Consider the following 25606-nt stretch of genomic DNA (forward strand, 5'->3'; position numbering starts at 1 on the left):
CCGTGCGGCCCGCCCCGAACCATCCGGCGGCCGATGCGCAGGTCGACACCGTGCTCGTCACGGGCGGCCGCGCGCCGGCCGCACATCACGGCTTCGTCAACCCGCCGGTGTATCGCGGCTCGACGGTGCTCGCGCCGAGCGTGGCCGACCTGCTCGGCTACACGCAGCCGTACGTGTACGGCCGGCGCGGCACGCCGACCACGGCCGCGCTGCAGGACGCGGTGCGCGCGCTCGATCACGGCGCGGGTGTCGTGCTGTGCCCGTCGGGGCTTGCCGCGATCACGACCGCGCTGTCGTCGTGCCTGTCGGCCGGCGACCATCTGCTGATGACGGATGCGGTGTACAAGCCCGCGCGCCAGCTGTGCGACGGCGTGCTGCGGCGCGCGGGCATCGAGACGACCTACTTCGATCCGCTCGCGTCGGTTGACGCGCTCGCCGCGCTGATCCGGCCGAACACGCGCGCGCTGTATCTCGAAGCGCCCGCGTCGCAGAGCATGGAGCTGTGCGACGTGCCGGCGTTCGCCGCGCTCGCGCGCGACCGCGGGCTCGTGGTGCTGTTCGACAACACGTGGGCGACGCCGCTGTTCTTCGACGCGTTCGCGCACGGCGCCGATCTCGTGATCCAGGCCGGCACCAAGTACCTGGCCGGTCATGCGGACGTGATGATCGGCATGGTGTCGGCGTCCGCGCGCGCGCTGCCGGCGCTCGAACAGTATCAGCGCGACACGGGGCAGTGCGTCGGCTCCGACGACGCGTTTCTCACGCTGCGCGGCATCCGGACGCTCGGCGTGCGGCTTCGCCAGCACCAGGCGAACGCGCTGCGTGTCGCACGCTGGCTCGCCGCGCGTCCGGAAGTACGGCGCGTGTGCCATCCGGCGCTCGAGGACGATCCCGGCCATGCGCTGTGGGTGCGCGACTTCGGCGGCGCGACGGGGCTGTTCTCCGTCGTGCTGCGCCCGGCGCCCGCGCAGGCCGTCGCCGCGCTGCTCGAGGGGCTCGCGTATTTCGGGCTCGGCTATTCATGGGGCGGCTATGAAAGCCTCGCGATGCCGTTCGACTGCAGTGCGTACCGCACCGCGTCGCACTGGGACCCGGGCGGCCCGTGCGTGCGCTTTCACATCGGGCTCGAAAACGCCGACGACCTGATCGGCGACCTCGAGACCGGCTTCGCCCGCTTCAACGCCGCGCGCTGACGTCGACACGAGCAGGACGCGCGCGGCCCGCACGTTTCGCGCCGCATTCCAATGACGAGGAATCCCGTATGACGAAGCAACTCTGCCTGGGTGGATTCATGCGCCCCATCTGCCTGCACACGGCGTGGTGGCGGCACCCGAGCGCGCCGACGCTCGCGAACTTCAACTGGCCGGTGATCCGGTCGCTCGCGCAGAAGCTCGAGCACGCGTGCTTCGACGCGGTCTTCACCGCTGACCACCTCGCGGTGATGCCGATGCCGCCGAATGCGCTCAAGCGCAGCGGCACGATCACGTCGTACGACCCGCTCGTGATGCTGTCGGCGATCGCCGCATGCACCGACCGCATCGGCCTGATCGCGACCGGCACGACGAGCTACGAGGATCCGTACCTGCTTGCGCGCCGCTTCGCGTCGCTCGACCACCTGAGCGGCGGCCGCGCGGGCTGGAACATCGTCACGACGGTGAACCCGGAGGCCGCGCTCAACTTCGGTCTCGAGACCGCGCTGCGCCACGCCGAACGCTACGAGCGCGCCGAGGAGTTCTTCGACGTCGTGACGGGGCTGTGGGACGGCTGGTCCGATCACGCGCTCGTGATGGACAAGGAAGCGGGGGTGTTCTCCGATCTCGACAAGATCCGGCCGCTCAACCACAAGGGCAAGTTCTTCTCGGTCAAGGGGCCGCTGAACATCGCGCGGCCCGTGCAGGGCTGGCCGGTGATCGCGCTCGCCGGTGCGTCGGAGGAAGCGCGCGACATGGCCGCGCGTTCGGCCGACCTGGTGTTCGGCAACGCGCGCAGCATCGAGACGGGCCGTGCGTTCTACCGCGACGTGAAGTCGCGCGCGGTCGCGGCCGGGCGCAACCCCGATCACGTGAAGATCCTGCCCGCCAACCAGGTGTATGTCGGCCGCACGCGCGCGGAGGCGCTGGCGAAGAAGCGCTACATGGACGATCTCGTCCACGTGGACAGCAACATCCCGAACCTGTCGATCCGGCTCGGCGTCGACTGCTCGAAGTTCGATCCCGACAAGCCGTTGCCCGAGCTGCCGCACACGGAACAGGGGCAGGGCAACCAGCGCGAATGGGCGGCGCTCGCGCGCCGCGAGGGATTGACGGTGCGCGAGCTGGCGAAGCGGGCGGCCGAATCCGGCACCGGCGAGATGGTCGGCACCGCGTCCGAGATCGCCGACCAGATGGAGGAGTGGCTGATGACGGAGGCGTGCGACGGCTTCATCGTCGTGTTCTATACGGTGCCTGACGGCTACGACGACTTCGTGACGATGGTGGTGCCGGAACTGCAGCGGCGCGGGCTGTTTCGCACCCGCTACGAAGGCACGACGCTGCGCGAACACATCGGCCTGCCGCGGCCGAAGAGCCCGCTCGACTGAGCGGCGCGTCGCCAGATTTCGTTCCGGGAGACCGCAATGACCCACGATTCACCCCGATCCACATGGATGACGACGCCGTACCGCCGCCGGCTCGGCGTGCTGAGCGACGCCGCACACCTGCCGCTGCTCGGCGACGGGTTATGCGGCGTCGAGCGCGAGACGCTGCGCGTCGATGCCGCCGGCCGGCTCGCGCTGACGCAACACCCGCACGCGCTCGGCGCGGCGCTCACGCACCCGTCGATCACGACCGACTACGCGGAGCCGCTGCTCGAGTTCGTCACGCCGCCGCAGCACGACGCGGCCGACGTGATCGAGCGGCTCGACGAGCTGCACCGCTTCGCGTGCCGCGCGATCGGCGACGAGCTGCTGTGGAGTCAGTCGATGCCGTGCCCGCTCGACGACGACCGGCGCATTCCGATCGCGTGGTACGGCACGTCGAACATCGGCATCCTGAAGCACGTGTACCGGCGCGGGCTGGCGTTCCGCTACGGCAAGGCGATGCAGTGCATCGCCGGGATCCACTACAACTATTCGCTCGCCGATGCCGTGTGGCCGCTGCTGCGCGACGTGCGCGACGGATGCGAGCCGGCCGGCCGCGACGTGCGCGACATGCGCTCGGCAGGCTATCTCGCCCTGATCCGCAATTTCCATCGCTACGGCTGGCTGCTGCTGTATCTGTTCGGCGCGTCGCCGGCGCTGTGCGCGGGTTTCGTCGCCGGCGACCGGCACGGGCTCGACGCATTCGATGCGCAGACGCTGTACCTGCCGCACGCGACGAGCTTGCGGATGAGCGACCTCGGCTACCAGAACCGGGTGCAGGGCGCGTTCGCGCCGTGCCTCGACAACCTGCCTGCGTACCTGGACGGCCTCGCGCGAGCCGTCGCGCAGCCGTGCCCCGAGTACCAGGCGATCGGCGCGAAGCGCGACGGAGAATGGCTGCAGCTCAGCACGCACTTGCTGCAGATGGAGAACGAGTTCTATTCGTCGATCCGCCCGAAGCGCACGGTACGCAGCGGCGAGCGGCCGCTCGACGCGCTGCGCAGCCGCGGCGTCGAATACGTCGAGGTGCGTTGTCTCGACATCGATCCGTTCGCGCCGCACGGTGTTGCCGAGACGACGCTGCGCTTTGTCGACGCGTTCCTGCTGTTCTGCGCGCTCGACGACAGTCCGTGCCTCGCCGGTGCCGAGCAGGACGCGTGCCGGCGCAACTTCGCGGCGGTCGCGCGGGACGGTCGGCGCCCGGGGCTCGAGTTGCAGCGCGGCGGCGAGCGCGTCGCGCTGCGCGTGTGGGCGCACGAACTGCTCGCGCGAATCAATGAGGCGGCCGGCGTGCTGGACCTGCAGCGCGGCGACACGCGCACGACCGCCGCGCTCGACGCGCAATACGCGAAGCTCGACGATCCGCGGGCGACGCCGTCGGCGCGTGTGCTCGATGCACTGCACACGCTGCGCGACGATCCGGGCGGCGCGTGCTTCGCGTTCGGGATGCGGCAGACGCTCGCGCATACCGGGGCGTTCCGCGCGCGTCCGCTGCCGGCCGACGTGCAGGCGCGTTTCGACGCGATCGCGGCCGAATCGCTGAGCCGGCAGGCCGACCTGGAGCGCACGCAGATCGGCAACTTCGACGCGTTTCTCGCCGCGTATCACGCGGGAACGCTGAACCAGGAGTGCGGCGAGCCGACACATGGTGCGCACTGATACGGTCGCCGCCGTATCGAATCCATCTCACGGAGGACAGATGAGCAGTATCGCGGAAATGAAGACCGATCGCGGGTTCTCGGCGCGGGCGGCCGGCGCGGGCGCACTGGCGTCGTTCGTCGGTTTTGCATCGACGTTCACGCTGATCGTGAATGCGCTCATGAACGTCGGTGCAACGCGCGCGCAGGCCGCGTCCGGCCTGATGGCCGTCTCGATCGTGATGGGGCTGGCGGGCATCGTGCTCAGCTACCGGACCCGGATGCCCGTCAGCGCTGCGTGGTCGACGCCCGGCGCCGCGCTGCTGCTCGGCCTGGGCGCCGTGAAGGGCGGCTATCCGGCCGCGGTCGGCGCGCTCGTGCTGACCGGCGTGCTGCTCACGCTGGCCGGGCTGTGGAAGCCGCTCGGCCGCGCGATCTCGAGGATTCCGCTGCCGATCGCCAACGCGATGCTCGCGGGGATCATCCTGAACCTCTGCGTCGCCCCGGTGCATGCACTCGAGCAGTATCCGCTGTACGTCGCGCCGGTCCTGCTCGTGTGGGTCGTGATGATGCGGGTTCGCAAGATTCTCGCGGTGCCTTGCGCCGCGGTCGCGACGCTGATCGTGATCGCGTTCATCGCGAAGACGGGTGGCGTCGGCGCGACCGGGATGTTGCCGCACCTCGCGCTCGTCGGGCCCGTGTTCTCGGCATCGACGATGGTGAGCGTCGCGGTGCCGCTCTTCATCGTGACGATGGCGTCGCAGAACATCCCGGGCGTCGCGGTGCTCAACGTCAACGGCTACCGGCCCGAGGCATCGCGGCTGTTCACGGCCACGGGGCTGTGCAGCCTGCTCGCGGCGCCTTTCGGCGCGCCGCCGATCGGGCTGGCCGCGATCACCGCCGCACTGTGCGCCGGCGAGGAGGCCGGCCCCGACGAATCACGGCGCTACTGGGCCGGCATCGTCTGCGGTGCCGCGTACATCGTGTACGGGTTCGCGGCGAGCGCCGCGACGCTGTTCATCGCGGTCGCGCCGCCGATCATCATCGAAGCGGTTGCCGGCCTCGCACTGATGAACGCCCTCGGCGGCGCGCTGCTCAACGCATTCACCGACAAGGACGCGCGCGAGGCCGCGATCCTGACCTTCCTCGTGACGATGGCGGGCCATGCGTTTCTCGGCATCGGCGGCGCGTTCTGGGGCCTGCTGACCGGCATCGGGCTGACGTTCGTGCTGCGTCGCGAGAAGGGCCGGTGATGCCGCGCGACGACGCGGCCCCCGCAGTTCTGCCATTCCCTCAAAAAAACGGAGAAGAGATGCAGCACAACATCGTGAAAGTGACCGCGACGCCGGTGTTCGCGCGCGGCGACGCGGAGATCGCCGGCGTGCGGTTGTCCGGCAAGCTGTCGGGCGTCATCGTCGAAATCGAGACGTCGCAGGGCGTGGTCGGCCACGGCTTCACGGCGATCACCGACGAGGCGGTCGTGGCCGCGGCGATCGATCACGTCGCCGCACCCAACCTGGTCGGGATGAACGTCGTCGAGCGCGAGCGGATTCTCGACAAGCTGTACTGGCTGTTATGCCCGCGCGGGCAGACCGGCTATGCGGGGCACGTGATTTCCGCGATCGACATTGCGGTCTGGGATGCGATCGGCAAGATCGCCGGGCTGCCGGTGTGGAAAATGCTCGGTGGCGCGCGCCCGGTCGTGCCGCTGTATACGACGTTCGGCTTCGCGTCGCTCGAGCGCCCGGAGCTGATACATGCCGCGCGTGCGCTCGTCGGCGCCGGACATCGCCGCATCAAGATGATCGTCGGTTATCACGCGCTGGCGCGCCGCGACGAAGGGCGCTCGCTCGACCAGGTCGTCGCGGACGACGTCGCGCGCGTGCGCGCGGTGCGCGATGCGGTGGGTGCCGCCGCCGAGATTTACATCGACGCGAATTGCGGGCTCGACCACTATCACGCGCTGCGGCTTGCCGAGCGCGTGGCCGATTGCGACATCGGTTTCTTCGAGGAGCCGATCGCCGAGAACGACCCCGCGAAGCTCGCCGACCTGAGAAAGCGCGGCGGCATTCCGGTCGCCACCGGGCAAAGCGAGGGGCAGTTGTTCCGGTTCAGGGATTTCCTCGTGAACGACGCCGTCGACATCCTGCAGCCGAACGTGTGCGTGTGCGGCGGGTTCTCCGTCGCGGCGCGCGCGGCCGCGCTCGCGCAGGCGTTCGGCGTGCCGATCGACAATGGCGGCACGTTCCCGTTCCACAACATGCATCTGCACGGCGGGCTCGCGAACGGCGGCTCGGTCGAGTGGCACGTCGTCGCGGTCGAGATCTGCCGGAACCTGTTTACCGGCCTGCCGGCCGAGCAGAACGGGACGCTGGCATTGCCCGACACGCCGGGCCTCGGCTTCGGCATCAATCGCGACGGTGTCCGCGAATTCTCGTCGGGCCCGGGATCGCAGGGGCACGGCAAGGCGTGAGCGTCGGCCGGCGCGTCCGCGAGCGAGGACGCGCCGGCCGCGCGTCGACGGCTTCCCGCGCGTCGTCGCGCGGCAAGCGGCCTGCCGATCCGCCCGGACATGCCGGAACGGATCCGCCTGCGGCCGGCATCATGCCGAGGCCAGTGTCCGCACGATATTGATGAAGCTGGCAAGGACGTGCCCGATATCGCCTTTGCGCCAGACGAGGCCGGTTTCGACGACGAACGAGCCGTGTGCGAGCGGGCGGTAGACGACACCCGTTCGCCGCAGATTGCGCAACGATTGCGGCACCAGCGCGACGCCCATGCCGGCGGACACGAGGCTGACGATCGTCTGCATCTGGATTGCTTCCTGACCGATGTGCGGGACGACACCGACGTCGCTGTAGCACTCCATGATCGCGTCGTAAAACCTCGGGGCGAGACGGCGCGGAAAAATCACGAGCGGAAGGTCTGCAACTTCCTTCAGGTGAATCGGCACATCGTCGGGTGCCGTCGACGCGGCGCTCGGCATCGCGAGCACGAGCGGCTCGCTCAGGAGCGGCAGATACGACAGCTCGGCCACGTAGCGTGGCGGCAACGGCGGAATAATCAGGCCCGCGTCGATGTGGCCCGCGACCAGCTCTTCGATCTGCACGTCGCTCGTCGCTTCGGTCAGTTGCAATCGCACCAGCGGATAGCGCATGCCGAATTCGCGCAGCAGCGAGGGCAGCAGCCCGTAATCGGCAATCGAGACGAACGCGAGCGACAATCTTCCGGTCTCGCCGAGGGCGAGGCTCTTTGCCAGCGCGGGAAGCTCCTCGGCCGCGGCAAGCAGTTTCAGCACCGTCGGAAGCAACGCCTCGCCGACTGCCGTGAGCGCGACCGCACGCTTCGTGCGTGCGAAGAGCTCGACGCCGAGCTCGCGTTCCAGCGAGCGTATTGCCTGCGACAGCGGCGGCTGGGTCATCGAGAGGCGCGCAGCCGCACGGCCGAAGTGCCGCTCCTCGGCAACGGCCGCGAAGTAATACCACTGGCGAAGATCCGGGGGGAAGTTGGGCATTCGTTCGACCTGAAGCGGCTGAATGGTGATGAATCATATATTGGACCAGCGGCCTGTGGCGCATCGGGAGCCGGTTCGTTCTTGTGTGTGCGAGGCGCATAAGCCGATGGCCAGCGCGCCACTTCATGCGACGCAAACGCCTGGAAAGCCAGCAGGCAATTGACGGATCGCATGTCGCTACGGCTTTTGTGACACGTGATGGCAACACCGGATCGAGATGGCCGCCACAACACGGCCGTTCGCCGACGAATTAACCCGTCTTTTCCGGCTCCGAGCCCGCTTCGATCCCGCCGACGACAGACCGGCGACGTGGAGCATGCGGACGGAAGCTACCGCGTCAGGCAATACAACACATCCGGACAACCTTCCTCGTTCCAGCTTCCGTCGCGATATGCAATGGCTACGAAACCATGCCGCTCATAAAACGCGGCGGCATCGCGATTCATCTGGAACGTATAGAGCTGGAGCTTGCCAGCCGTCTGCGACTTCACCGATTCCAGGAGGGCGGAACCGATCCCTTGTCGTTTGAATTCGGGGCACACGTACAACTGGTCGAGCCATGCCGTACCGTCGGTGATGACGTGTGCGGCCATGCCGACCATGCGATCGTCGTTCATCGCAACGGTCACGTTGCCCGACGGTACGAGTACGTCGGCAATCCAGTCACGGACGGCGGCTTCGGAGTGCGCGAGCGGCGCGTAGGAGGCGAGCGTGTTGCGCGACCGCAGATACACGTCAGCCACCTCCGCGGCATCAGCCGCCATCGCTCGGCGCAAGATCAAGGGCATGTATCGGCTGCTCCGGAAAATTAATTGCGTGCACAACGATAGCAGCACGGAATCGAACTTCCAAGGTCATGCGGCATGCTGCTGAAACCGGCGACACCGGAGGTCCGGCGCTGCTTGTCGAGTTTGCGGTATGGCGGTGAGATCGGGTTGCCGATTTACTGCTTCATTCCGACATTCCCGTATCATCCGTCCGGTTCGCCGGATCGCACGCGCCGGCGATTCCGCACACATGAAAGGACGAGCGATGAAGGTCGAAAGGCGCGGCCACGGCAAAGCGATCGGGCACGGCGAGGCGGCGGATCCGAAGCGGGCCGGCGTCCCACCGGTCACGAAGAGTACCGACCCGCGCGACTACCAGCATGCACCCGCCATCGCGGCCGTCATGCCGAAAGCATTTCCCGACGGCTTCGTCGTCGCGGAGCATCGGCACGCGCGCGCGCAACTCGTCTACACCACGACAGGCATTGCCGAAGTCATCGCCTGCCAGTCGCTGTGGATGATCCCGCCGCATCGCGCTCTCTGGATTCCGCCCGACCTGCCGCACGCGATGCGCGCACACGGGCAACTCGAAATGCGCACCGCCTACGTCGACCCGCGAGCCTGTCGATCCGCGTACCCGGATCAGCCGGGCCTGGTCAACGTTTCGCCGCTGCTGCGCGAGTTGATCGTGCGTGCGTCGTCGTTCCCGGTCGAGGTCGATCCCGACGGACGCGACGCGCTCGTCATCCAGCTCATGCTCGCCGAAATCGAGTGGTCTCCCGAGCAACCGTTGCGGCTGCCGTCCGGCCAGGACCGGCGTCTTGCCCGCGTCTGCGACGCGATGCTCGCGAATCCGGCCGATCAGCGAACGCTGACGCAATGGGCCGACGAAGTCGGTGCGTCGAGCCGGACACTGGCCCGGCTGTTCACTGCCGAAACCGGGCTGTCGTTCAGCCAGTGGCGCCAGCAGGCCAGGATTTCGGCCGCGCGCCCGCTGCTGGCCTCGGGACGCTCCGTGATCGCCGTCGCGGCCGAACTCGGCTACGAAACCACGAGCGCCTTCTCGACCGTGTTTCGCCGGTTTGTCGGCATGACGCCCAGCGCGTACGCGAAACTGTCCGATTCCGCGTAGCAAACGTCTTTCCAGCAAACGCGGGGCGCGGCGCGCACGCTTATCGTGTCGGTCATCGAATCCACTGACCGAACGAGGCAAGCCGACATGACGCGACACGACATCGAATTCCTGTCCGAAGCCGCCACGCTGCGAGGCTGGTACTACGAACCGGCGCGGCGCATCGCCGGCACGCAGGCGTATCCGGCCATCGTGATGGCGCACGGCTTCTCCGGCGTGAAGGAACAATATCTGGACCGCTACGCCGAGGTGTTTGCCGCCGGCGGCTTTGGCGTGCTGCTCTACGATCACCGGAATTTCGGCGCGAGCGACGGGTATCCGCGTCAGGAGATCGACCCCGTGCAGCAGAAGCGCGGCTATCGCGATGCGATCAGCTATCTGCTGACGCGCCCGGACGTCGATGCCGCACGCATCGGCATCTGGGGCACCAGCTACAGCGGCGGCCACGTGCTCGAAGTCGCGGCCATCGACCGGCGCGTCAAATGCGTGGTTTCGCAGGTGCCGACGATCAGCGGATATCAATCGGCGTTGCGCCGCACGCGTTCCGATCTGGTGCCCGCGGCGCTGGCTCGCTTCGATGAAGATCGCAGGCAGCGATTCGCGGGCGGCGTGCCGGCGATGTTGCCGGCAGTCAGTGCGGACCCCGCGACAGCCTGCGCGATGGCGGGCGCGGATGCGTACCGGTTCTTCACCGAGTCGGCGGCGCGGTGTGCGCCGAACTGGAAAAACGAAGTGACGCTGCGCAGCGCCGAGATGTCGCGCGAGAACGAGCCGGGCCAGTATGTCGATCGCATCTCGCCGACCCCGTTGCTGATGATCGTGGCCAACGAGGACCTGCTGACGCCGACCGACCTGTGCCTCAAGGCGTGGGAAAACGCGCTGGAGCCGAAGCGCCTGCTGCAGATCAAGGGCGGGCATTTCACGCCGTATATCGAGCATTTCGACGAAACGAGCCGGGCGGCGGTGGAGTGGTTCACGCTGCATCTGTCCGGCGCGCGCTGACCTGACCGGTTGCGGCGCGTGCGTGCGGTGTCCACGGCGTGCGCGAATGGCGATACCGCCAGCTTCGGTGGTGCCCGCGTTTGCGGGGAAGGCGGCAAGGCACTCGGAGGCACGACTACATCCGTCGCCCGCCCGAAGCAACACCGGCGAACGGCATACTGCGATGCCTCACGCGCTCGCGGACGATGTGTCGCCTCTTGGCCCGCACACGGCGGCGGCCGATGCTTCGTCATATGGAGTAATAGCTGTAATCCGGCCTGAAATTTTCTTTCCGGCGACTCGGGCTAGACTGGTCTCGCCTTGATACCCCCCCAAGGTGTTGTGTGTTCTCGGCTTGGCCCGCGCTTTCAGGTGCGGGCCAATTTTTTCGGGCGGGCGCCATCGGCCGTTCCGCTCCCGACCCTGCCGGCGGGTGCGTCATCCGGCACCCCCGTTTCGCCATAGCCATTCTTTCCGAACCCTTTCATGGAATCCTGACGATCGACGATCGGTCGCAACGTCGTGTGCAATCGTCGGCTCTTGCCCGGATCGTGATGACGTCAGGCAGCACGGTGTGACCGCTCGATGAGGGGTGAGCGGGATTCTTCTTGTATCCCGCTCGTTGGCCCGACCGTGTCGGGCTTTTTTTGTTCGAGGGCGGGCAGGTGTGCCACCGATCGCTGCATGTGGCAACATCGCGGTGATTTGCATATCCGATCCGGGTGCCGGCAGACCCATCCATCCGAAGGGGGAGTCATGTTTGACCATGTCAAATTCGGCGTGAGCGACTTTGCAGCCAGCAAGACGTTTTTCCTCAACGCACTTGAACCGCTTGGCGTCGTGGTGGTGGGTGAGGGCGATCCGTCGTACGGCATCGAGATGTCGCCACCTGGCAAACCATCGTTGTGCCTGTTCCAGACGTCGGAGAAGCCGGCGCATCTTCACATCGCGTTCGTGGCCGACGACCGGCAGCAGGTCGATGCGTTCTATCGCGCGGCGCTGGAGGCGGGCGGGAAGGACAATGGCGCGCCGGGGCTGCGGCCGCATTATCACGCGAACTACTACGCGGCGTTTGTCATCGGGCCGGATGGGCACAATATCGAGGTGGTGTGTCATCAGGCGCAGGGGTGATGCCCTGTCGGGCGGCATGGGGCGGCGCGGCGGCTTGCAAGGTCAGGTGCGGAGGGACGGCGGTCGACCGACGCCGTCGAATCGATGAGCGAACGCTTGCTTCATGCGAGCAACGGAGCTTTCCGGGATGAGTGACATCGCCATTGACCTGCCTTTTCCCGTCATCGCGATTCTCATGGGGGCCATCTACTGGCCCGTGACGCTTTGCGTCGGCGCTGTCGGGTTGTATGTCGGCGTGGCGCGCCTGCGCGGTATCGGGCGCGTTGTGTGCGTCGCCATTGCACTCCTGTTCATCGTTGATGCCGGCGCGGGGATCTACGAGGCTCTCCGGCAGGGCTTGAATGCTTCGCACTAGACGCGTGTTCGGCGTGCGTGCGCGTACGCGTTTGTGGTGATTGCGGATGGACTACACTCGGCCGAAACTCGCTGCGTCGTGAAATCGACAAGCGGCAAATACGATACGAACACAATCCGGGGCGGGGAGCGCAAGCTTCCTGAAAGCGACGATGCCAATCAGCAAGTTGAAGGCCATGCCGGCGTTTCGCGCCGACGCACCGCTGCAGATCCGTCACGCTATCGCGCTCTTCACGATCGTCTGGCTCATCGAGGCCGGATTCGCCGTCTGGCTCACGATGCTGGGTTTCGACCAGGCTGGCGAAATCCCCGCGGCGAAAGCCGTGCTCATGCGCAAAGGCGCTGCGATGATCGGGATCATCCAGGCCTTCTGGCTTTTGCTGAACGCGAGCCTGATCGTGGGCCTGTGCCAGCGACAAAAGCTGGCGCGTGTGCTGGAACTGGGGCTCACGGTCGTCACGACAATGGCCCTTCTCGTGATGGGACTCCCTTTCAGGCTGAGCCTGATCGAAGTGGGCTTTCTCGCCAATGCGATCGCGACCGTGCTCATTTACACGGGCCCGTGTACGCGCTGGTTCCAGGCGGCAGCATCATGAGAGCGTCGTGCTTTCGGCTGACCGGGCGAGTGCCCGCTGTCGAAAATACGGCGTGACGGGATGGCGGCTGTCGAGCCGCGACGTGACGACGCCACGGAGAAACGGGCGATGACTTCGAAAAACATCCGCAGGGCAACGGCAGACGACGTACCGGCGCTGACGCGGATCCGGAACGACGCACACGCGAAGAAGCTCACGTACGGCGACCATGCGTGGGGCAAGGAAGGCGACGGATTCTCCGAACGGTGGGTGCGGAGCAACGTTTCTGAAAAGGACGTGTATGTCGTCGAGCTGGACGGCGCGTTGGCCGGAACGTTCTCGCTCGGCTTCGGCGAAGACCGGCACTGGGGGCCGCAGGCACCGATCGCCGGTTACGTGCACGGGCTTTGCGTGCGGCAAGGCTTCAACGGGCTCGGGCTCGGCGGTTTCATGCTCGACTGGTGCGCTCGCAAGGTGAGCAGCTTGAACCGGCGTTATGTCCGGCTCGATTGCGCCGTCGAAAACGTGACGCTCTGCGCTTATTACGAGTCGCTTGGCTTCATTCGCGTAGGGTTGAAATCGGAAGGGCTCGTCTGGTCGTTGTACGAGAAACAGGCTGATTAGCGTTCAATTGGAACCCCGGCGAATTCACCCGGACGCCTCGACCAATCGGATCGACGCGCTGAAACGGTTCGGGTATTCGCTGTCGGACATCGAGGCGAGCCTCGACAGCCAACTGGCCGGCGCATCGCCGGGGCGGCTGGTCCTGGCCACCGTCTGAGGGCACGGGCCGGCGCGCATCGCCGGCCGCGACCGACTGCTCATTCGACAGAAGCGGCCGGATCATCGACAATTCGCGGCTACCAAAACATGAGAGAAGGGGGCAGGTGCATGCGCAGGGTCTTCACGTCGCTCGGAGTGGTCCTGAGCATTTCCGTCGCCGGCATCGCGGGTGCGCAGGCCGCCCCGAGCGAACCGGCATTCCCGCGTTTCACCCAGGCGGAGGGCCGGCAGGATTCGGACGGGCTTCCGCTGTCCGGCGTGAAACTCTGCGTGCTCCCCGATCGTGCGCCATGCTTCGAGATGCCGCCCGAGCCGGTTCCCCATTCGTCGAAGGAGCTTTACCAGTTCGGACTGATGCCGCGGTCCGAGCGGCTGCCGATTGCGTCGGGCGGCTCGTGGGTGTTCTTCTCGGGGATGTTCTCGGGCGGGGGCAGCGGGATGCTGGAGCGCGTGGCGATATTGCGTTATGGCGCGAACGGCAAGATCGAGAACCTCATGCCGGAAGTCACCCAGACCGAGACGGCCGATCGCGCGATGTGGAAGCTGCCGGACGTGTCGCCCTATCCGGTGTTCGTGCGGGCGGACTTCGTGTGGGCCGACGACGAGGATCATTTCGGCAAGCACTTTTTCGTCGTCGACGCGTGGACGTTCGACCCCGCCATCGGGCAGTACAGGAAGCGGTTTTCCTACCGGACCGCGAAGCGTTATGACCGCGGCGAGGGCTCGGATCATGTGTTGAGCGCCGAGCGTGCGGACATTCTGCGTCACCTCGCCGCCAGCAAGTAGCGCGCTGCCGGTGCGGCGAGCCTCCGCCGCCGCGCGCGTGGGTTGCCGGCGGGGGCGAACCGCCGTTCAGGCGGCCGCCCGCAGCCTCATCGCTGCGCTTCCCCGTAAGTCTCCCTGCATACCTCGCGCAACGCGTCGACCAGGAGATCCCGCGCCGGCGAGCGCGAATCGGCGGCGCGGGTAAAGAGCGCGATGGGCGGGAGCGTCCAGACCAGCGAGTACGGCACGATCGCCACGCCGGCGATCCGCACCAGTTCTTCCGCGATGTCGGCGGGCACGATCGATACGGCCTCATCGCTCGACGCGATCATCTCGCCGATCAGCTTGGACGAGTAGCTTTCGACGATCGGCACGGGCGGCGGGATGCCGGCCGACAGGAACAGGTCGGTGACCTGTTCCCGCATCGGCGTATGCGGGGCGCCGAGAATCCAGTCGAGCGCGTGCAGCTTGTGCCAGTCCAGCGCGGTGCGGGCCAGTTTCGCGGCAAGACGCCGGCTCGCGATCATGCGCGGCTGCTGCTGGTACAGCACTTCGAAGGAAACCTGCCCCAGGTCGATCGCCGCCGACGCGCGCCCGATCACGATGTCGACGCTGTGATCCTTGAGCTGCAGCAGGAGCTGATCGCTGGTGCCTTCGTGAATCGTCACGGTCAGGCGCCGTTCCATGCGCGCCTGCAGCCGCTTGAGCGCCGCCGACAGCATCTGCCCGGAAATGAACGGAATCACGCCGATGTGCAGGTGGGCCGCATGCCCGGCGGCGACGGCCTCCATTTCGCGGGCGAGGTGGTCGAGATCCTTGATCATCGCCTTCGCCCGCTCGAGCACGACCGCGCCGAGCGCGGTAGGCCGCATGCCGCGCGACGAGCGTTCGAAGAGCGGCGTGCCGAACATGCTCTCCAGCTCGGACAGCGCGTTCGTCACGGCCGGCTGGCTGCTGGCCATGTGCTCCGCGACACGCGTCAGCGACCCGTGCTGCTGGATCTGCAGCAACAGCACCAGGTGCCGCATCTTTAGGCGCGCGCCCAGCCGCCTGACCACGTCGTTCGCGTCAAAAGTCATTGACTGGTCACGTATTCATCATGAAAAAGTGATGGAGCGATATTAAAACAGAATCATCACCTTATGGCGGATCCCTAGAATCACCTTCATGGATCGCGCCGGGACTGGCCTGGCGCCCGTGCCCGGATCGAAAAACATGAAACAGACTGAGACACAGCAGCAGGCAGCGTTCGACTATCACGAATTTCCGACCCCGGGAAAGATCTCGGTCGTCGCCAGCAAGCCGCTCGTGACGCAGCGCGATCTCGCGCTGGCGTACACGCCGGGCGTGGCGGGCGTGTGCGAGGCCATCGCCGCCGATCCGCTGCAGGCGCACCGCTTCACCAGCCGCGGCAACCTGGTCGGCGTGATCACGAACGGCACGGCCGTGCTGGGTCTGGGCAACATCGGCCCGCTCGCGTCCAAGCCGGTCATGGAAGGCAAGGCCGTGCTCTTCAAGAAGTTCGCGGGGATCGACGTCTTCGACATCGAGATCAACGAAACCGATCCGGACAAGCTGGTCGACATCATCGCGGGCCTCGAGCCCACCTTCGGCGGCATCAACCTCGAGGACATCAAGGCGCCCGAATGCTTCACGGTCGAGCAGAAGCTGCGCGAACGCATGAAGATCCCGGTCTTCCATGACGATCAGCACGGCACCGCCATCACCGTGTCCGCCGCGTTCATCAACGGGCTGAAGGTCGTCGGGAAGTCGATTTCGGAAGTGAAGGTCGTGACGTCGGGCGCAGGGGCCGCCGCGCTGGCTTGCCTGGACCTGCTGGTCGACCTCGGGCTGCCGGTCGAAAACGTGTGGGTGACCGATATCGAAGGCGTCGTCTATCGCGGGCGCACCGCGCTGATGGACCCGGCCAAGTCGCGCTTTGCGCAGGAAACCGATGCGCGCAAGCTGGCCGACGTGATCGGCGGCGCGGACGTGTTCCTGGGCCTGTCGGTCGGCGGCATCCTGAGTGCCGAGATGCTGAAGGAGATGGCGCCGCGCCCGCTGATTCTCGCGCTGGCCAATCCCACGCCGGAAATCTTCCCGGAACTGGCGCACGCGACGCGCGACGACGTCGTCATCGCGACGGGCCGCTCGGACTACCCGAACCAGGTCAACAACGTCCTCTGCTTCCCGTACATCTTCCGCGGCGCGCTGGACGTGGGCGCGACGACGATCACCCGCGAAATGGAGATCGCCGCGGTGCACGCGATCGCGGGGCTGGCCGAGGAAGAGCAGAACGAAGTCGTCGCGGCGGCTTATGGCGCATACGACGTGGCGTTCGGCGCGCAATACCTGATTCCGAAGCCGTTCGACCCGCGCCTGATCGTCCGTATCGCGCCGGCCGTGGCGAAGGCGGCGATGGAAGGCGGCGTGGCGAAGCGCCCGCTGACCGATCTCGACGCGTATGTCGAGCAGCTGCAGCAATTCGTCTACCACTCCGGCGCGTTCATGAAGCCACTGTTCGCGACGGCGCGCCGGCTGGTGCGTGACGGCGGCAAGGCACGGATCGTCTTCACCGAAGGCGAGGACGAGCGCGTGCTCCGCGCGGTGCAGGTGATCGTCGACGAGAAGCTGGCGCGTCCGATCCTGGTCGGGCGCCCGGAAGTGCTGCTGGCGCGCATCGAGCGGTTCGGCTTGCGGATCCGGCTCGGCCAGGATGTCGAGGTGACGAACCCCGAGTACGACGAGCGGTTCCCGCAGTACTGGACGACGTATTGGGAGCTGCGCTGCCGGGACGGCATCTCGAAGGAAATGGCGCGGGTCGAGATGCGGCGCCGCCTGACGCTGATCGGCGCGATGATGGTGCGGCTCGGCGATGCGGACGGAATGATTTGCGGCACGGTCGGCGAATATCACAACCACCTGCGGTTCGTCGACGAGGTGATCGGCAGGAAGCCGGGTGCGTCCACGTATGCGGCGATGAACATCCTGTTGCTCGACCAGCGGACGGTCGCGCTGGTGGACACGCACGTCAACGACAATCCCGATGCCGAGCAGATCGCGGAATTCACGATTGCCGCGGCTCGTCAGATGGAATGGCTGAACCTCACGCCGAAGGCGGCGTTGCTGTCGCGGTCGAACTTCGGGTCGGGGAGTGCGGCGTCGGGCGTGAAGATGCGCCGGGCGCTGGAGATCATCCGGGAGCAGGCGCCCGATATCGAGGCAGACGGCGAGATGCATGGCGACTGCGCGCTCGACGAGGGCTTGCGGTCGAGGCTGCTGCCGATGTCGCCGCTGAAGGGGGCGGCGAACCTGCTCGTGTGCCCGAACGTGGATGCGGGGAATATCGCGTACAACCTGCTCAAGACGGAGGCGGGCAGCAATGTGGCGGTGGGACCGTTCCTGCTGGGCGTCAACGCGCCGGTGAATATTCTGACGTCCAGTGCGACGGTGCGGCGGATCGTGAACATGACGGCGTTGACGGTGATCGAGGCGAACCGGAACGCGTCGGTTTGAGCGGAAACCGGAAGGGGGCGGGTTCACCGGACGCGGTGTGGTTCGGGGGGATTCGCCCCTTCGGCGATGGCTTTCTAGTCGTGCCCGTCGACGTTGACCTCATCGAGGTCCCATGTGGCCGCAAGATGATCGCGCAAGGTCGCGAGAATCTCGTCAGATAGCGCGGGCAATCCCCGCGCGGTGGCTCGGGCGAGGATCAATCCGCCCACCATTGTCGACAGCATCGAAATTGCGCGAACCCGGTCCTCGGGTTCGATCTGCGCAGCCTCCGTACCATCGGGCCTCCGCTGCGCGAATAGCGTCATGTAGCGCCCGATGCCTTGGGCGAAAGCGTCTGCGATCGCGCCCGTTTCGCGTGCCGCGTCTGCCGCGAGCGCGGCCACCGGGCAGCCCTGGCCGACACTGTCGCGATGCTGCGCCGACAGGTAATTCGCGACTCCGGTTCGAAGGAACCCGTCGGCGTCGGCGTTCGCATCGGCATCCGGTGTCTCCAGCTCGGAGAGTTTCCACTCGAACGCATATTCCGCGGCCTCGGCCGCCAGTGCGTCCTTCGATTCGAAGTGCCGGTACAACCCGCCGTGGGTGAGCCCGGCCTCGCGTGTGATGTCGGCCACTCCCACGCCGGTGAAACCGCGCTCGCGGTACAGCCGGGCCGCGGCCTGCAGGATGGCCAGGCGGTTCTCGGCCACCTGCGTTTTCGAGACTTTCATGAAGATCCTTTCGTGCGCATGGCATTGCGTTTTGATGACAATCATACTCAATACTGTATGATGGCGATCATCATCAATAGCTCGACCAGGACAGAATCCATGCACATCACGCCCACTGCGAACCGCCGAATCGTCGTCACCGGGATGGGAATGGTCTCGCCGCTGGGGTGCGGAGTCGAGCTGGCGTGGCAGCGGCTGCTGGCCGGCCAGTCGGGCTTGCGCCGGCTACCGGATTCGATGACGGCGGACATCGCGGCCCGCGTGGGCGGTGTGGTGCCCGATGTGCACGAGGACGGGTGCGGCGGCTTCGACATCGACCGCTTCGTGTCGACCAAGGACCAGCGCAAGATCGACCGCTTCATCGCCTTCGCGCTCGCCGCCGCGCAAGAGGCACTCGCGCAGGCGCAATGGGCTCCGGCCGACGAAGCGTCCCAGCGGCGCACCGCCACGGTCATCGCGTCGGGCATCGGTGGATTTCCGGCGATTGCGGGCGCGGTGCGGACGACCGAGACGCGCGGACCGAAGCGTCTGTCGCCGTTCACGATCCCCTCGTTCCTCGTCAACCTTGCGGCGGGCCACGTGTCGATCCGGCACGGCCTGAAGGGGCCGATGGGTGCCCCGGTGACGGCTTGTGCCGCGAGCATCCAGGCCATCGGCGACGCGGCGCGGCTGATCCGCTGCGGCGAGGCCGACATCGCGGTGTGCGGTGGCGCCGAGGCCGCAATCGATCGCGTCAGCCTGGGCGCCTTCGCCGCAGCGAAGACCTTGTCCACCGGCTTCAATGACACACCCACCCGCGCATCGCGACCCTTCGACCGGGCCCGCGACGGTTTCGTGATGGGCGAAGGCGCCGGCATGCTGGTGATCGAATCGCTCGAGCACGCGCTTGCGCGCGGCGCCGCGCCCCTGGTCGAACTCATTGGATATGGCACCAGCGCCGATGCGTTTCACATTACCTCCGGCCCCGAAGACGGCAGCGGCGCGCGACGCTCGATGCAGACGGCGCTGACGCAGGCCGGCCTGACTCCGTCCGACCTGCAGCATCTCAACGCTCACGCGACCTCGACGCCGGTCGGCGACCTGGGCGAATTGGCCGCGGTGCGCGACCTGTTCGGCGTCGACGTCCCGCTCGCCATCACCTCCACCAAGTCGGCGACGGGCCACTTGCTGGGCGCGGCCGGCGGCGTAGCGGCGATCTTCACCGCCCTGGCCTTGCGCGATCAGGTCGTCCCGATGACGCTGAACCTCGAACAGCCGGACGCACTCGCCGAGGGCCTGGACATCGTGCGCGATGCGCCGCGGCACATGCCGATCGTTCACGCGATGGCCAACGGTTTCGGCTTCGGCGGCGTGAACGCCAGCCTCGTCTTCAAGCGTTGGGGAGCCTGATGGCGCCCGCGTCTGCGAAGCCTGCCGGGCGCCAATGGCCCGGTCGGCTCCTCGATCGGCGATCGGTTCACGGCCAAACGCTCGGCGGACGCGTGAAGTCCGGGCCATTCGCCGAAACCCTTCGGTACACGGTCTAATCGGAATATTCAATTGAGCATTCGCTCTCGGCATCAGCGAATGCGCAGGCATACGTCGGCTTCGAGTGGATCGCGGCCCGTGATGACGTGACGGCGAAGCAATCTCAGGCCTGATCTGACGATGTCTGAGAGATCAGGGTTTCGACTTACCCACCTGATCTGACTTTGGCGACGGACGTTCTGGCCGGCCTGATTTCTTCGGGCCATTTCAACCTCGAGGCGCGGCCGTGGTGAGCGGCTCCCTTCAGGCTGCCGCGCTTGTCAGTCGAAATCCGTTGCTACCGGCTTGGGATGTCCGCAATCGTTTGCAAGCAACCACTCGTATATCGGCTAAACCCTTGGACGCCTCTGCCGCGTCTCCGCACCTCGCGCCGATTTAATCAGTATTTCGTAACAATCGCCCGTGGCGACACGCCGGATAGCGCGTATTCGATACCAATCCTAACGAAGTTTTAGGGCCCGCTACTTCGCGTATCATCCGATAATTAGCTTTTATTTTCGTCTAAAATCGCGCTTCCTCTTACTTTATAACGGAAAGCGTTTTGAAAGGACTGACGAAAAATATCTCGCGCACGGCCATCGCCGCATGCGTCGCTTATGCCGGGCTCATGCCTTTATCCCGGCCCGCCGAAGCCCAGGTCGAACCTCTGAAGAATCCCGTCTACGGTGTGACCCTCGACGACCTGACCAAACTGGACGCCATCGTCGCGTCGCTGCAGAACCTGCCGTACAAGCCCACCGTGCGTGTCGTGTTCGATCCGGGTACGTCGGCCGCCGACTACTACGCGCCTCTGCTGCGCCTGCACGCAGTCGCGTACGTGATGGGCGAAGTCTACGATTCCTACTATTTCCCGACGGATCTCGCCACGTACAAGGCAAGAACGCAGGAACTGGTGTCGCAGCTGAAGAACACCGTCGACGTCTGGGAGATCGCGAACGAAATCAACGGCGAATGGCTGCGTAACAACCCGAGCGGCACGAATTCCGTGGTCAACTCGCAAGAGCAGCAGATCGGCCAGATGGTTGCGGCGGCCAACCAGATCGTCAAATCGAACGGCGGCAAGACGGCCATCACGCTGTACTACAACGACGACAGCAAGGGCAACAACTGCTGGGAGAAGCCGCAGGATTACTGGAAGACGTGGCCGACCGCGTTCCTGTCGTCGACGGTCCGCCAGCAGGCCGACTACGCGCTGTTCAGCTACTACCCATATCAGGATTGCCCGGGGCTGAACCCGACGTGGAAGAACGATTTCGCGGCGCTGGAAAGCATCTTCCCGAACGCGAAGGTCGGCTTCGGCGAAATCGGCACCTCGGATACCTCCGCGCCCGCATCGGTGCAGCAGAACCTGATCAAGACCTACTACCCGATGGTCAACAGCATGGCCGATCCGCGTTTCATCGGCGGATTCTTCTGGTGGAACTACGCCGAGCAAATGCTCCCGTATTCGACGAGCTCGTACTTCCAGCTGTTGCGTCAGACGATCATCACGCTCAAGGCGCCCAACTAAGCGAAAAGCGCCATCCAGGAGCAAGCGTCAGCGTCGTTGGTTAGAACCACAATGTCGCGCGTACCACGAGACCACGTGCGCGTGCCGCTGACGTCAATCCGAACCGGTATTGCACCGTGACATCCAGATAGCTTGCCGGCGCGCTGTACCGCCCTTCGCGGAACCAGTACCGCAACTGGATGCCGGGCCCGGCGCCGATCGCCGTCTTTTCCGGCTGTCGATTGTCGTGATCGCCGGCCACCGCGGCGTGCGGGTAGATGGTCAGCCGATCGCTGATCATCGGCAAACGCCAGGTGTGCCCGTAACGCAACTCCGAATAAATGATGTATCGACCCGCGCTGATGAAGTACGCGCCCTCGACATACGCCTGCCAGCTGCGCCAGCTCGGTTCGGTGACCCTCAGGTCGGTCCCGGCCTCCGACGAATAACCCACGCGCATCAGCCAGTCCGTCATCGACAGGCTGCCGACGTGGAACAGCCGCTCGGCGGTCAGCACGACGTTCTGGTCGGGCAGCGGCTTGTAGCGCGCGCCCACCGAACCCTGCACGGTCGGCATGCCGGTCACGTTGCCCGTCCCGTCGTAGGCCGTGCCGTATCCGCGCACGAAGAACTGGAAGATGCGGCCGTTCTGGTAGCCGATCTTCGGCGGTTGCCAATACGCTTCGATACCCGGCTGCAACACGCTGATCGTGCCTTGCGGGCCGAACGCGGCCGACTGGTACGGCGCGCTCAGCACGAACCCCCAGGTGCGCTGAAGCTGCTCGACTTCCCGTCGATAGCCGAACTTGTGCTGCGCATCGAATTTGTGTTCGTTCTCGTCGGCGTCGAGGCTGTGCTCGAACAGGTCGATGGACTCGTCGTTCAACCCGATCCGCTTGGCGGCATAACCCGCGTCCGCGTAGTTCATCGCGTTGCCGGCGCCGCCGGCGAATCCCTCCTGGAATGCGTCGAGTGCCTCGCGATCCTTGTGGTCGCGCAGCAGGTCATAGGCTTCCTGCAATTTCTGTTGCGCGGTATTGTCCACCGGCGCCTGGGCGGGCTGGTCTTCCTGCCGCGCCTGCGCCGCGATCGATGCGGCCATGTTGCGCTCGCCTTCGGTCGTCGCATCGCCGGCCGCGAGATCCGCCATCCGGATCGCGGTATCGCGGTCGCCCGCCTGCAGGCTCAACTGCGCGATGCGCAACTGCACCACGGCCGATTTTTCATCGGCGAGCGGGGCCAGCGCAATGCCGGCTTCATGCGGACGATTCGCCGCGAGCGCGCTGTCCGACCAGGCGAGACGCAGGTTGCGCTGCTGCTCCTTGCTCCATTTCCCGGTTGCGACGGCGGCCGAGAAATCGCTGCAGGCGACGTCGTAGCGCATCTGCCGCTGCGCCAGGTAGCCGTGCTGCGCACGCACCGCCGCACTCTTCGGAAAACGAACCATCAGCGATTCCACCAGGGCGTCCGCTTCGTCGACCTTTCCTTCCCGCCTGTATACGTCGACGAGCAGCAGCCCGAGCTGTTCGCTACCGGGCTGAATCCGGATGGCGCGCGACGCATACACTTCCGCGAGCGGCAGGTCGCCGGCATTGATCGCCTTGTAGGCGCTGTCGGCGAGCCGGTAGGCCTTGGGCGTCAGCGGCTGCGCGGCGGAGGCCGGCGCGTGCCACGCCAGCGACACGGCGATCGCCAGTGCGCTCAACCGGGCGCAGCGCTTGAGGCCGGCCGCGATCGGGGGTTTCGAATGCTTCATGCCTGTTCTCCCGACGGTTTCGTCACGAGGGCGCCCTGCTGCGCCGCCGGGTCGCCGTCGCGTGCGCGGGCGAGTTCGACGAAGCGCGAGTGCCGGGAGAGTTCGGCGGCAATCTCCGCATCGCAGGCGATGAAGTACGCCACATTCGATCGGGCTCCGCGCCGCACGACGTCCTGTTCGTCCGGCGTGAGCGGTCGCCCGACCGCAACGTTCAACGTGCCGTCTTCCGCGGTCGAAAACGGCACGGCGTGGTACGCGTACTGCAGCTCGAATGCCAGCGAATCCGCAAAGTGGCCCACCGCGACGTTGCCGAGGCTCACCCGGGGCAACTCGGCCTGCTCGGCGATCGCATCCGCGAGCGATTCGGCGGATATCGCGCAGCCTTCGACCAGCAGTTCACCGAGCCGTTTGCCGCAGGTCAGCTGCTTCTCGAGGCTCGCCTGCAATTGCTCCAGCGTGACCACGCCCCAGCCGACCAGGATCTCGCCGACTTTCATGCGCGCTTTCCCGAGCGCTTCGTTCGACAGGTAGGTATGGCTGGTCTTGTCCCAGGCGATGGGCTTGCCGGTCACCAGGTGGCCGATATAGATGCGCCACGCGCGGCAAACCGCATAGAAATTGATCAGGTTGTTGACGAACATCCGCGGGATCGACAACAGCCCCTGGGTCGGGCCGTTCAGCTTGCTGACGAAATGGAAGCGCTGCCCGGCCCGCGCAAACAGCATGGCGGTGTTGACCCACAGCAGCGGCGCGACCCAGTGGCTCGCCATGAAGAGCGGGGCGCCGACGGGGATGACATGGAGGGATCGCTGAAGTGCGCCGAGCAACAGGAAGTTGACCAGCACGCCATAGGCAATGACCGAGAACAGCGAGGTCACGATGCCCTTGCGATCGTGGAAGAACATGTATCGGGTGAGAAGATTGCCTTTCCAGCCGAGTTGCTCCCAGCCCTGAAAGGCGATGCCGAGGATCCAGCGCGTGCGCTGACGGTACGCGGTACGAAATGTCTTCGGAAAATACTCGCGCGTGGCCAGCAGGTTTCGATAGGCGACGCTACCCGTTGCGCGTCTTTCCGCTGCATCGCGCGTGATGCCCGTCAATGGAATGCATGCAAAGGTTTCCTTCATCCCCAGGTCTCTCAACCGGAAGCTGAAGTCGTAATCCTCGGTCAGCGAACTGGTGTTGAACGGTGCGCCGTTGCGTTCCTTCATCGCCGCTTCGATCGAGCGCCTGCTGTAGCACGATGCAACGCCCGCGCCCGGGACGACGCCGGTCAGGCGAGCCCGAACCGGCACGTCCTTCTGGTGCGTTTCGCTGAAGTCGTCGAGGTAGCATCCGGCGACGAATTCGTTCCATTTTCGCGGCAAGGACAGCACGGGAAGCTGGACCAGGTCGCTATCCGCGACCGCGTGGTTGAGGTACTTGAGTTCGACCGGATGAATGACGTCCTCGCAGTCGTGCATGACGACGCCTGCGAATTGAATCCGGTGGACCCCTTCGTAGCGCAGGATCGCTTCGACGATCCAGTTCAGGCAGTCCGCCTTGCAGGTCGGCCCGTCGTTCATGACGGTCGCGCGCGTGACCCTGCCCGGGTACCGGCGGACCATGCGTTCGACCTCGGCCGTGGTTTCGGCATCGTTGTGATAGGTGCCGACGAATATCACGTAGCGCTCGTACTCGAGGGTCGCCAAGGTGTTTTCGATCATCTTGGCGATCACGTCGTATTCCTTCCAGGCCGGAACCATCAGCGCCAGATGCCGTTCTTCCAGCGCGCGCAGCATGCCGATATCGATCGTTTGCGATTTTTCACGGCGCAGGATGCGCCGGATTTCAAACGACCAGTAACAGGCATCCAGCGTGAGGTCATCCAGTGTGCTCACCAGGATGACAATTGCGGTCACAATGGCGACAAGGTTAAGTGCGTATAAGTACGCACTCCAAATCATGTTATCCATCATTTTTTCCGCGATTTTATCTTTTATTTGATATTTCTCCTCGTATCGACGAAAGACGAAAGTTCCCTGTCCTCGCCGGCCCCGTCACGTCCACTCCGTGGCTTGCGCCGCGCGAATTCCCGCCGCTCGAAAAAGCCGGCAGCACGCGAGCTTTCCCGATGTGGTCACGTTGCATCGCGAACGATGCAACGTGTTCAGTGGATGACTTTTTGACAGCCCGTTTCCCGCTTGCCTGCCTGCCTCCGTCCCTGCATTCCTGATCGCCTGCCGCCGCTCTCCACCCGACGCTTGCGCAGTGCCCCCGCGCACCGACTCCGCAGCACACAGCTCATGTAGCAAGTCGTGCGCCATCGCTGCGCGACCCTTGACGTCAAGGGCATCGCAGGGTGCCGCACAG

22 protein-coding genes are annotated in these 25606 nt (G+C 65.8%); 16 read left to right on the forward strand and 6 right to left on the reverse strand.

The genetic code is table 11. The annotated features are described in order from the left end of the window. The first annotated feature begins 2 nt into the window (after nucleotides 1-2). From metC to DPV79_RS25295, 5 genes are all read left to right on the forward strand, one after another. Nucleotides 3-1193, forward strand: a complete 1191-nt coding sequence (gene metC, locus DPV79_RS25275; RefSeq protein ID WP_021156685.1) for a cystathionine beta-lyase — start codon at nucleotides 3-5, stop codon at nucleotides 1191-1193. 68 nt (nucleotides 1194-1261) lie between these two features. Continuing rightward, nucleotides 1262-2578 (forward strand): LLM class flavin-dependent oxidoreductase, encoded by a 1317-nt coding sequence (locus tag DPV79_RS25280; RefSeq protein ID WP_021156686.1) that lies wholly within the window; start codon nucleotides 1262-1264, stop codon nucleotides 2576-2578. A gap of 66 nt (nucleotides 2579-2644) precedes the next feature. Further along, entirely contained in the window at nucleotides 2645-4276 is a 1632-nt protein-coding gene (gene gshA / locus DPV79_RS25285) for a glutamate--cysteine ligase (RefSeq protein WP_165843564.1), read from the forward strand. Nucleotides 4277-4316: 40 nt separating this feature from the next. Beyond that, complete coding sequence (locus DPV79_RS25290) at nucleotides 4317-5507, forward strand: benzoate/H(+) symporter BenE family transporter (protein ID WP_059589341.1); 1191 nt, start codon at nucleotides 4317-4319, stop codon at nucleotides 5505-5507. Between the two features lie 59 nt (nucleotides 5508-5566). Then, entirely contained in the window at nucleotides 5567-6727 is a 1161-nt protein-coding gene (locus DPV79_RS25295) for a mandelate racemase/muconate lactonizing enzyme family protein (RefSeq protein WP_059687540.1), read from the forward strand. 129 nt (nucleotides 6728-6856) lie between these two features. On the opposite strand, the gene DPV79_RS25300 is transcribed toward DPV79_RS25295, so the two are convergent. Continuing rightward, nucleotides 6857-7768, reverse strand: coding sequence for a LysR family transcriptional regulator (locus DPV79_RS25300; protein ID WP_021156690.1), 912 nt, complete (start codon nucleotides 7766-7768; stop codon nucleotides 6857-6859). A 329-nt stretch (nucleotides 7769-8097) separates the two neighbouring features. Beyond that, nucleotides 8098-8556 carry a GNAT family N-acetyltransferase gene (locus DPV79_RS25305; protein ID WP_113046737.1) on the reverse strand — a complete coding sequence of 153 codons (459 nt, stop codon included), beginning with the start codon at nucleotides 8554-8556 and terminating at the stop codon, nucleotides 8098-8100. Nucleotides 8557-8800: 244 nt separating this feature from the next. Here DPV79_RS25305 and DPV79_RS25310 point away from each other — a divergent pair, with 244 nt between their 5' ends. From DPV79_RS25310 to DPV79_RS25340, 8 genes are all read left to right on the forward strand, one after another. Beyond that, nucleotides 8801-9667 carry an AraC family transcriptional regulator gene (locus tag DPV79_RS25310; RefSeq protein WP_113046738.1) on the forward strand — a complete coding sequence of 289 codons (867 nt, stop codon included), beginning with the start codon at nucleotides 8801-8803 and terminating at the stop codon, nucleotides 9665-9667. Between the two features lie 87 nt (nucleotides 9668-9754). Beyond that, the gene (locus tag DPV79_RS25315; protein WP_060129323.1) at nucleotides 9755-10669 is read left to right on the forward strand and encodes an alpha/beta hydrolase; all 915 of its coding nucleotides are present in this window, start codon (nucleotides 9755-9757) and stop codon (nucleotides 10667-10669) included. A 735-nt stretch (nucleotides 10670-11404) separates the two neighbouring features. Further along, nucleotides 11405-11779, forward strand: a complete 375-nt coding sequence (locus DPV79_RS25320) for a VOC family protein (RefSeq protein ID WP_021156694.1) — start codon at nucleotides 11405-11407, stop codon at nucleotides 11777-11779. 127 nt (nucleotides 11780-11906) lie between these two features. Then, entirely contained in the window at nucleotides 11907-12134 is a 228-nt protein-coding gene (locus DPV79_RS25325) for a hypothetical protein (RefSeq protein ID WP_021156695.1), read from the forward strand. Nucleotides 12135-12285: 151 nt separating this feature from the next. Continuing rightward, a complete protein-coding gene (locus DPV79_RS25330; protein WP_059627684.1) occupies nucleotides 12286-12729 on the forward strand; it encodes a hypothetical protein in 444 nt (147 codons plus the stop codon). Between the two features lie 108 nt (nucleotides 12730-12837). Beyond that, nucleotides 12838-13332 (forward strand): GNAT family N-acetyltransferase, encoded by a 495-nt coding sequence (locus DPV79_RS25335; RefSeq protein ID WP_113046783.1) that lies wholly within the window; start codon nucleotides 12838-12840, stop codon nucleotides 13330-13332. Between the two features lie 7 nt (nucleotides 13333-13339). Further along, nucleotides 13340-13489, forward strand: coding sequence for a MerR family transcriptional regulator (locus DPV79_RS42775; protein ID WP_155643525.1), 150 nt, complete (start codon nucleotides 13340-13342; stop codon nucleotides 13487-13489). Between the two features lie 110 nt (nucleotides 13490-13599). Further along, entirely contained in the window at nucleotides 13600-14277 is a 678-nt protein-coding gene (locus DPV79_RS25340; RefSeq protein ID WP_113046739.1) for a hypothetical protein, read from the forward strand. An 86-nt stretch (nucleotides 14278-14363) separates the two neighbouring features. Here the strand turns inward: DPV79_RS25340 and DPV79_RS25345 are convergent, their stop codons facing one another. Beyond that, nucleotides 14364-15335, reverse strand: coding sequence for a LysR substrate-binding domain-containing protein (locus DPV79_RS25345; RefSeq protein WP_113046740.1), 972 nt, complete (start codon nucleotides 15333-15335; stop codon nucleotides 14364-14366). Nucleotides 15336-15471: 136 nt separating this feature from the next. Between DPV79_RS25345 and DPV79_RS25350 the strand changes: the two genes are divergently transcribed. Beyond that, nucleotides 15472-17772, forward strand: coding sequence for an NADP-dependent malic enzyme (locus tag DPV79_RS25350; RefSeq protein WP_027790699.1), 2301 nt, complete (start codon nucleotides 15472-15474; stop codon nucleotides 17770-17772). A gap of 74 nt (nucleotides 17773-17846) precedes the next feature. Here DPV79_RS25350 and DPV79_RS25355 read toward each other — a convergent pair whose 3' ends face one another. After that, complete coding sequence (locus DPV79_RS25355) at nucleotides 17847-18482, reverse strand: TetR/AcrR family transcriptional regulator (protein ID WP_113046784.1); 636 nt, start codon at nucleotides 18480-18482, stop codon at nucleotides 17847-17849. Nucleotides 18483-18581: 99 nt separating this feature from the next. Between DPV79_RS25355 and fabF the strand changes: the two genes are divergently transcribed. Continuing rightward, complete coding sequence (fabF, locus tag DPV79_RS25360; protein WP_113046741.1) at nucleotides 18582-19871, forward strand: beta-ketoacyl-ACP synthase II; 1290 nt, start codon at nucleotides 18582-18584, stop codon at nucleotides 19869-19871. A 745-nt stretch (nucleotides 19872-20616) separates the two neighbouring features. Continuing rightward, nucleotides 20617-21519, forward strand: a complete 903-nt coding sequence (locus DPV79_RS25365; RefSeq protein ID WP_226127073.1) for a hypothetical protein — start codon at nucleotides 20617-20619, stop codon at nucleotides 21517-21519. Nucleotides 21520-21559: 40 nt separating this feature from the next. On the opposite strand, the gene DPV79_RS25370 is transcribed toward DPV79_RS25365, so the two are convergent. Then, a complete protein-coding gene (locus tag DPV79_RS25370) occupies nucleotides 21560-23254 on the reverse strand; it encodes an NfrA family protein (RefSeq protein WP_113046743.1) in 1695 nt (564 codons plus the stop codon). Beyond that, the gene (locus DPV79_RS25375; protein ID WP_244321808.1) at nucleotides 23251-25209 is read right to left on the reverse strand and encodes a glycosyl transferase family protein; all 1959 of its coding nucleotides are present in this window, start codon (nucleotides 25207-25209) and stop codon (nucleotides 23251-23253) included. Before DPV79_RS25375 ends, DPV79_RS25370 begins: the two co-directional genes overlap by 4 nt. Nucleotides 25210-25606 lie beyond the last annotated feature (397 nt).

This window comes from Burkholderia reimsis, assembly GCF_003294055.1.
Classification (GTDB): Bacteria; Pseudomonadota; Gammaproteobacteria; order Burkholderiales; family Burkholderiaceae; genus Burkholderia; species Burkholderia cepacia.